General features: G+C 64.6%; 5 protein-coding genes. 3 read left to right on the plus strand and 2 right to left on the minus strand.

Annotated features, from left to right (window positions below):
• Positions 1 to 68: 68 nt before the first annotated feature.
• Both KBT70_RS12280 and KBT70_RS12285 read right to left on the minus strand, forming a co-directional pair.
• Positions 69 to 1,541, minus strand: coding sequence for an aldehyde dehydrogenase (locus KBT70_RS12280; RefSeq protein ID WP_296633628.1), 1,473 nt, complete (start codon positions 1,539 to 1,541; stop codon positions 69 to 71).
• Positions 1,542 to 1,551: 10 nt separating this feature from the next.
• Positions 1,552 to 2,079, minus strand: coding sequence for a flavin reductase family protein (locus KBT70_RS12285; RefSeq protein ID WP_296633633.1), 528 nt, complete (start codon positions 2,077 to 2,079; stop codon positions 1,552 to 1,554).
• Positions 2,080 to 2,397: 318 nt separating this feature from the next.
• Between KBT70_RS12285 and KBT70_RS12290 the strand changes: the two genes are divergently transcribed.
• The 3 genes from KBT70_RS12290 to recN all read left to right on the plus strand — a co-directional run bounded on the left by KBT70_RS12290 (position 2,398) and on the right by recN (position 6,683).
• A complete protein-coding gene (locus KBT70_RS12290) occupies positions 2,398 to 3,996 on the plus strand; it encodes a phosphoenolpyruvate carboxykinase (protein WP_296633638.1) in 1,599 nt (532 codons plus the stop codon).
• A gap of 152 nt (positions 3,997 to 4,148) precedes the next feature.
• On the plus strand, positions 4,149 to 4,997 hold the full coding sequence (locus KBT70_RS12295) for an outer membrane protein assembly factor BamD (protein ID WP_296633643.1): 849 nt from the start codon (positions 4,149 to 4,151) through the stop codon (positions 4,995 to 4,997).
• Positions 4,998 to 5,033: 36 nt separating this feature from the next.
• Positions 5,034 to 6,683: a DNA repair protein RecN gene (gene recN / locus KBT70_RS12300; protein ID WP_296633648.1), complete on the plus strand. Its 1,650-nt coding sequence runs from the start codon at positions 5,034 to 5,036 to the stop codon at positions 6,681 to 6,683.
• The last annotated feature ends 58 nt before the right edge of the window (positions 6,684 to 6,741 follow it).

Raw genomic sequence — 6,741 nt, forward strand, 5'->3', positions numbered from 1 at the left:
ATATCCGCCGAAGGATCGAGCCGTTCGAGATTGATTGCGAGGTGGAATTTCATGCCGGTCTCCTGTGATCAGCGCATTTGAAAGGGGTTGGCCATGGGTGCGTCGGACATATTCATCCAGACGGTCTTGGGCCGTGTGTAATCGTAAAGCGCCTGAAAGCCGCTCTCGCGGCCATAGCCGCTCGATTTCGTGCCGCCGAATTCGGCGATGGGGCTGATGGCGCGGTAGGTGTTGACCCAGACGATGCCGGCACGCAGGGCGCGCGACATCCGCAGCGCGCGGGCGCTGTCGCGGGTAAAGACGCCTGCGGCAAGGCCGTGTTCGGAGCCATTGGCGAGGGTGAGCGCCTCGGCCTCGGTTTTGAAGCGCAGCACCGAGAGGACCGGGCCGAAAAGTTCGGTATCGACGATGCGTAGGTCGGGGGAGGGGCAATCGAGGATGGTCGGCTCGAAGAACATCTCGCCCGCCGCAGACCGTTTGCCGCCGCAGATCAGCCGCGCGCCTTGGGTCTGGGCATGGGCCACCTCGCGCTCGATATGATCCAGTTGCGCGCGGGTGCAGAGGGGGCCCATCTGGGTGGCCTCGTCCATCGGATCGCCGATGCGGATGCTGCGGGCGATGGCGCTGAGGCGGGTGAGGAAATCGTCGGCGATGTCGGCGTGCACGATCAGGCGCGAGCCTGCGACGCAGCTTTGGCCAGAGGCGCCGAAGATGCCCGCGACCGCCCCGTTGACCGCACTTTCGATGTCGGCATCGGCAAAGACGACGAAGGGGGATTTGCCGCCCAATTCCAAGCTCACCTGCGCGAAATTCTGGGTGGAGTTCGTGAGCACATGGCGCGCAGCATTGGGACCGCCGGTAAAGCTGATCCGGGCGACCAGCGGATGCGAGGTGAGCACGCGACCGCAGGGATCGCCGTGGCCGGTGACGATATTGACGACGCCATCGGGGATGCCCGCCAGTGCCACCAGCCGTCCGAATTCGAGGATCACGGCGGGGGCGTGTTCCGAGGTCTTGAGCACGAGCGTATTGCCTGCGGCCAAGGCCGGGCCGAGTTTGACGGCGGTCAGGAAAAGCTGGCTGTTCCAAGGCACGATGGCGGCCACCACGCCCAAGGGTTCGCGGTGGGTGAAGACGAACATGTCGGGCTTGTCGATGGGGAGGGTTTCGCCGGTGATCTTGTCGGCGGCCCCGGCGTAGAACTGGAGGAATTCGGCGATATACTTGGCCTGCCAGCGGGTTTCCTTGAACATCTTGCCGGAGTCGCGGGTCTCGATTTCGCCCAGGCGTTCGCTGTGCTCGGCCAGAAGATCGCCCAAGCGGCGCAGGCACTGGCCGCGTTGGGTGGGGGTCATGCGCGACCACGGGCCGTCGTAACAGGCGCGATGCGCGGCCTCGACGGCGCGGATCACGTCGGCCTCGGTCGCTTCGGGGGCGGTGGCCCAAACCTCGCCGGTGGCGGGATTGAAGGTGTCAAACCGTCCACCGTCCGAGGCATCGACCCAAGCGCCGTCGATCAGCATTTGATAGTGTGTTGTCATCACAGGCCCCTTATTCCGCAGCACAGCGGGCGGTATCCTTGGGGACAACCCGGTGATAGCCGCCGTCGCGCCACGCGAGGGGGGCGGCCCCTGCGTCGAAAACGCTGGTGACAGTGCCGATCACGATGAGATGGCTGCCTGAGGGCACGCTCTGCGCCAGATCGCAGGCAAAGCCGGTGGCCCCTTCCAAGAGGGGGGCGGTGCCCGGTGTGCCGTAGCAGTCGATGCCCGAGAAGCGGTCGGTGATCCAGCCGTCATGTCGCCCGGCAAAGCGGTCGGCGATGTCGGTGCTGCCTTCGGGCAGGATATTGACGCAGAAGCTGCCATTGGCGGCCACAGCGCGCGCGATGCGGCTCTCGCCATGCAGGCAGACGAGGACCGAGGGCGGATCGGCGGAGACCGAGGCAAAGGCGCTGACCGTGGCCCCGAACCGGCCCATCGGCCCGTCGGTTGTGACCACTGTCACCGAGGCCGCGACGCGGCGCATGGCGCGCACGAAGCTGGCTCTGTCCACGGGCGAGGGGCTGGGGTGTTGCATGGCGCTGTCCTTGGGTCTGATGGGGGTCTGATGGCGGCGTAAGAGGTGTTCTGAGCGGCCTGCACAGGCTGGCATGAATGGTGAGTTTTTGAAAACGAATTGTTTTGCTGCATATGTTCGAATAATTCGAATTGATGCCCTGTGCGGGGCGTTTGCACTTGCAGCATTGCGGATTCCCGCCAAGTGATTGCGCTAACTTGGAAAAACGCACTTGTTTGCGGGTTGCGAATCCGTATGAGGCTGGAATAGCTGACAGTCATACGCCGCCGGGGCGGTGTCGGACAGGGTAGGGCGCCCACGCCCAAAAGGGAGAGAGACATGACGGCAGGACGGGTCAATCCGCACTTTCGGCTGGAAGATCAGGGGATTTCGGGTCTGGGCAAGGTCCATTACAACCTGATGGAGCCCGCTCTTGTGGCGGCTTCGGTGCAGCGCGGCGAAGGGGAATTGGGGCAGGGCGGGACGCTCTTGGTGAGCACGGGTGAATTCACCGGCCGCTCGCCCAAGGACAAGTTCACCGTGCGCACGCCCACCACCGAAAACACGATCTGGTGGGATAACAACCTGTCGATGTCGCCCGAGCATTTTGATCAGTTGCACAAGGACATGCTGGCCTATCTGGCGGGGCGCGAAGTCTTTGTTCAGGATCTGGTGGCGGGGGCGGACCCCGAGCACAGCATCAATGTGCGGCTGGTCAACGAACTGGCGTGGCACAACCTCTTCATCCGCCACATGCTGCGCCGTCCCGAGCGCGAGGCGCTGGATCATTTCGTGGCGGATTATACGGTGATCAACTGCACCGGGTTCAAGGCCGACCCTGCGCGGCATGGCTGCCGGTCCGAGACGGTGATCGCGGTCAATATCGACGCCAAGCTGATCCTCATAGGCAACACCGAATATGCGGGCGAGAACAAGAAATCCATCTTTGGCCTGATGAATTATCTGCTGCCCGAAAAGGGTGTGATGCCGATGCATTGCTCGGCCAACCATGCCAAGGACGACCCCGAGGATGCGGCCGTGTTCTTTGGTCTCTCGGGCACCGGCAAGACCACGCTATCGGCTGATCCGAACCGCACGCTTTTGGGCGATGACGAGCATGGCTGGTCCGACAAGGGCACGTTCAATTTCGAGGGTGGCTGCTATGCCAAGACCATCCACCTGAGCCCGGAGGCAGAGCCGGAAATCTATGCCACCTGCTCGATGTTCGGCACGGTGATCGAGAACATGGTCTATGACGCGGAAACGCGCGAATTGGATTATGAGGATGCCAGCCTGACCGAGAACATGCGCTGTGCCTATCCGCTGAACTATATTCCCAATGCGTCCGAGACCGGCATTGCCGGGCATCCGCGCAATGTGGTGATGCTGACCTGTGATGCGTTTGGCGTGCTGCCTCCGATTGCGCGGCTGACCCCGGCGCAAGCGATGTATCACTTCCTGTCGGGCTTTACCGCCAAGATGGCCGGGACCGAGCGCGGCCTGACCGAGCCGCAGCCGGTGTTTTCCACCTGTTTCGGCGCCCCCTTCATGCCGCGTCGCCCGGAGGTTTACGGCAACCTCCTGCGCGCCAAGATCGAAAGCCAGGGCGCGTCGTGCTGGCTGGTGAATTCGGGCTGGACCGGCGGGGCCTATGGCACCGGATCGCGGATGCCGATCAAGGCGACCCGTGCGCTCTTGACCGCCGCGCTTGATGGATCGCTCAACGGGGTCGAGTTCCGCAAGGACCCGAATTTCGGTTTTGAAGTGCCGGTGTCGGTGCCGGGCGTGGCCGATGTGCTGCTTGATCCGCGCCGCACCTGGCATGATCCGGCGGCCTATGATGCGCAAGCCGCCAAGCTGGTGCGGATGTTTGCCGACAATTTTGCGCAATATCTGCCCCATGTTGACGAAGACCTGCGCGCGGTGGCGCTGGGCTGATATGGCTTGGCCGCTCTCGGGCATCCGTCATGGGATGCCCGGAGGGCGGTCAAAACATGCCAAAGGCGTTTTGCACCGCAAATTAATGTGCTAGGACCGGGGCGACGCGGGCGTTACAAGCCCACGCATCGCAACTGAGAGTGAGATCGCGCATGAGAATCGGCACGTCCCGGGCCAAGCTGTTGGGTGCCCTTGCTGTGGCCATCGCCATGGCGGGCTGTGGTGACAAAGAAAGCGTCGAGCGCGGCACGGTCAATTACGAGAATTACACCGCCCAGCAGATCTTCGAGCGGGCCGAATATGATCTGGCGCAGCGCGATCCCGATCTGGCGGCCAAGAGCTTTGCCGAGGTCGAGCGGCTCTATCCCTATTCCGATCTCGCGAAGCGGGCGGTGATCATGCAGGCCTTTGCCCATCATCAGGACAAGGCCTATGAGGAAAGCCGCGCTGCGGCCCAGCGATTCATCGACTTTTACCCGACCGATGAAGACGCGGCCTATGCGCAATATCTGCTGGCGCTGAGCTATTACGATCAGATCGACGAGGTCGGGCGCGACCAAGGGCTGACCTTTCAGGCGTTGCAATCCCTGCGTGAGGTGATCGAGCGCTATCCTGACAGCGAATATGCCAATGCTGCGATCCTGAAATTCGATCTGGCCTTTGACCATCTGGCGTCAAAGGAAATGGAGATCGGGCGCTATTACCTCAAGCGCGACAACTTTGCCGCCGCTGCCAACCGGTTCCGGGTGGTGGTCGAGGATTTCCAGACCACGACCCATACCGCCGAGGCGCTGCACCGGCTGGTCGAATCCTATCTGTCGCTGGGGCTGGTGAACGAGGCGCGCACGGCGGGGGCCATTCTGGGCCACAATTTCCAAGGCACCGATTGGTATGAGGACAGCTACAAGCTCTTGACCGGGCGGGGCTATACGCTGGAGGCGGCAGGCGACGGCTGGTTGCAGCAGATCTATCGGCAGACCATTCAGGGTCGCTGGCTCTAGAGGGGGCGGGATGCCCCTGCCCGACGGGATGGCCTGATGCTGCGCGCGCTTGAAATTCGCGACATGTTGATCATCGACCGGCTGGACCTTGTGTTCCAGCCGGGTCTCAACGTGCTGACCGGCGAGACCGGGGCGGGCAAGTCGATCCTTCTGGACAGTCTGGGGTTTGTGTTGGGTTGGCGCGGGCGGGCCGAGTTGGTGCGCCAAGGCGCGGATCAGGGCGAGGTGGTGGCCGAGTTCGACCTGTCGCCGGATCATCCGGCGCGGGCGGTGCTGCGCGAGGCGGGATTGCCCGAAGACGAGGTGCTGATCCTGCGCCGGGTCAACAGCGCGGACGGGCGCAAGACGGCTTGGGTCAATGACCGGCGGGTGTCGGGCGAGGTGCTGCGGCAGTTGTCGGATGTGCTGGTGGAATTGCACGGGCAGCAGGATGATCGTGGGCTGCTGGACCCCAAGGCGCATCGTGATTTGCTGGATGCGTATGGCAATCTGGGCGCGCTGCGCGAGAGTGTGCGCGCCGCGTGGCGTGATCTGGGCGCGCGGCGCAAGGCGAAGGATGCGGCAGAGGCGGCGCAGGCGGCGTTGCGCGCCGAGGAGGAATTCCTGCGGCATGCGGTGGCGGAGCTTGATGCGCTCGACCCTGAGCCCGGCGAAGAGGTGGAGTTGGACGCGCGCCGCCGCATGATGCAGGGTGCCGAGCGTATCCGCGAGGATATCGCCAAGGCCGCCGAGGCGCTGGGGCTCAACGGGGCCGAAGGGGCGGCGGGCGATGCGCTGCGCTGGCTCGAAGGGGCGGCGGAGCGGGCCGAGGGGCAGCTTGACGAGGCGATTGCCGCCATCGGGCGGGCGCTGGTGGAACTCGATGAGGCCGGGCGCGGCGTGCTGCGCTGCCTTGAGGCGCTCGATTTCAACCCGATGGAGCTTGAGACTGTCGAAGAGCGGCTCTTTGCGATCCGGGGGCTGGCGCGCAAGCACGGGGTTTTGCCCGATGATCTGGCAGGCTTTGCCGAGGGGCTGCGCGGGCAGTTGGCGGTGCTGGACCGGGGCGACGCGGATATGCGCGCGCTGGCGGCGGCGGTGACAGAGGCCGAGGCCGACTATGCGGCGAAGGCCGACGCGTTGAGTGCGGCGCGGGCCGAGGCCGCGGCGCGGCTTGATGTGGCGGTGATGGCGGAACTCGCCCCGCTCAAGATGGAGCGGGCGGTGTTCACGACCCAGATGCGCCGGGCCGAGCCGGGGGCATCGGGACAGGATGAGGTTGTGTTTCAGGTGGCGACCAATCCCGGCGCACCGGCGGGGCCGCTGGCCAAGATTGCCTCGGGCGGGGAATTGAGCCGGTTTCTGCTGGCGCTCAAGGTCTGTCTGACGGGGACAGAGAGTGGCGTGACGATGATCTTTGACGAGATTGATCGGGGCGTGGGCGGGGCCACGGCGGATGCGGTGGGCCGCAGGCTGGCGCAATTGGCGGCGGGCGGTCAGGTGCTGGTGGTCACGCATTCGCCGCAGGTGGCCGCGCGCGGCGCACATCACTGGCGGGTGGAAAAGCGGGTCGAGGGGGAAGAAACGCTCTCGACCGTGCGGGCGATGACGGGGGCGGACCGGGTGGACGAGATCGCGCGCATGCTCTCGGGTGAGCGGATCACGCCGGAAGCCCGCGCCGCCGCGGAAGCGTTGATGGTCGGGTAAGGTTTGGGGGCGCTGCCCCCGTCGGCCTCTGGCCGACTCCCCCGAGGTATCTTTGGCC

The organism is Roseovarius sp., from assembly GCF_018066915.1.
Lineage (GTDB): Bacteria > Pseudomonadota > Alphaproteobacteria > Rhodobacterales > Rhodobacteraceae > Roseovarius.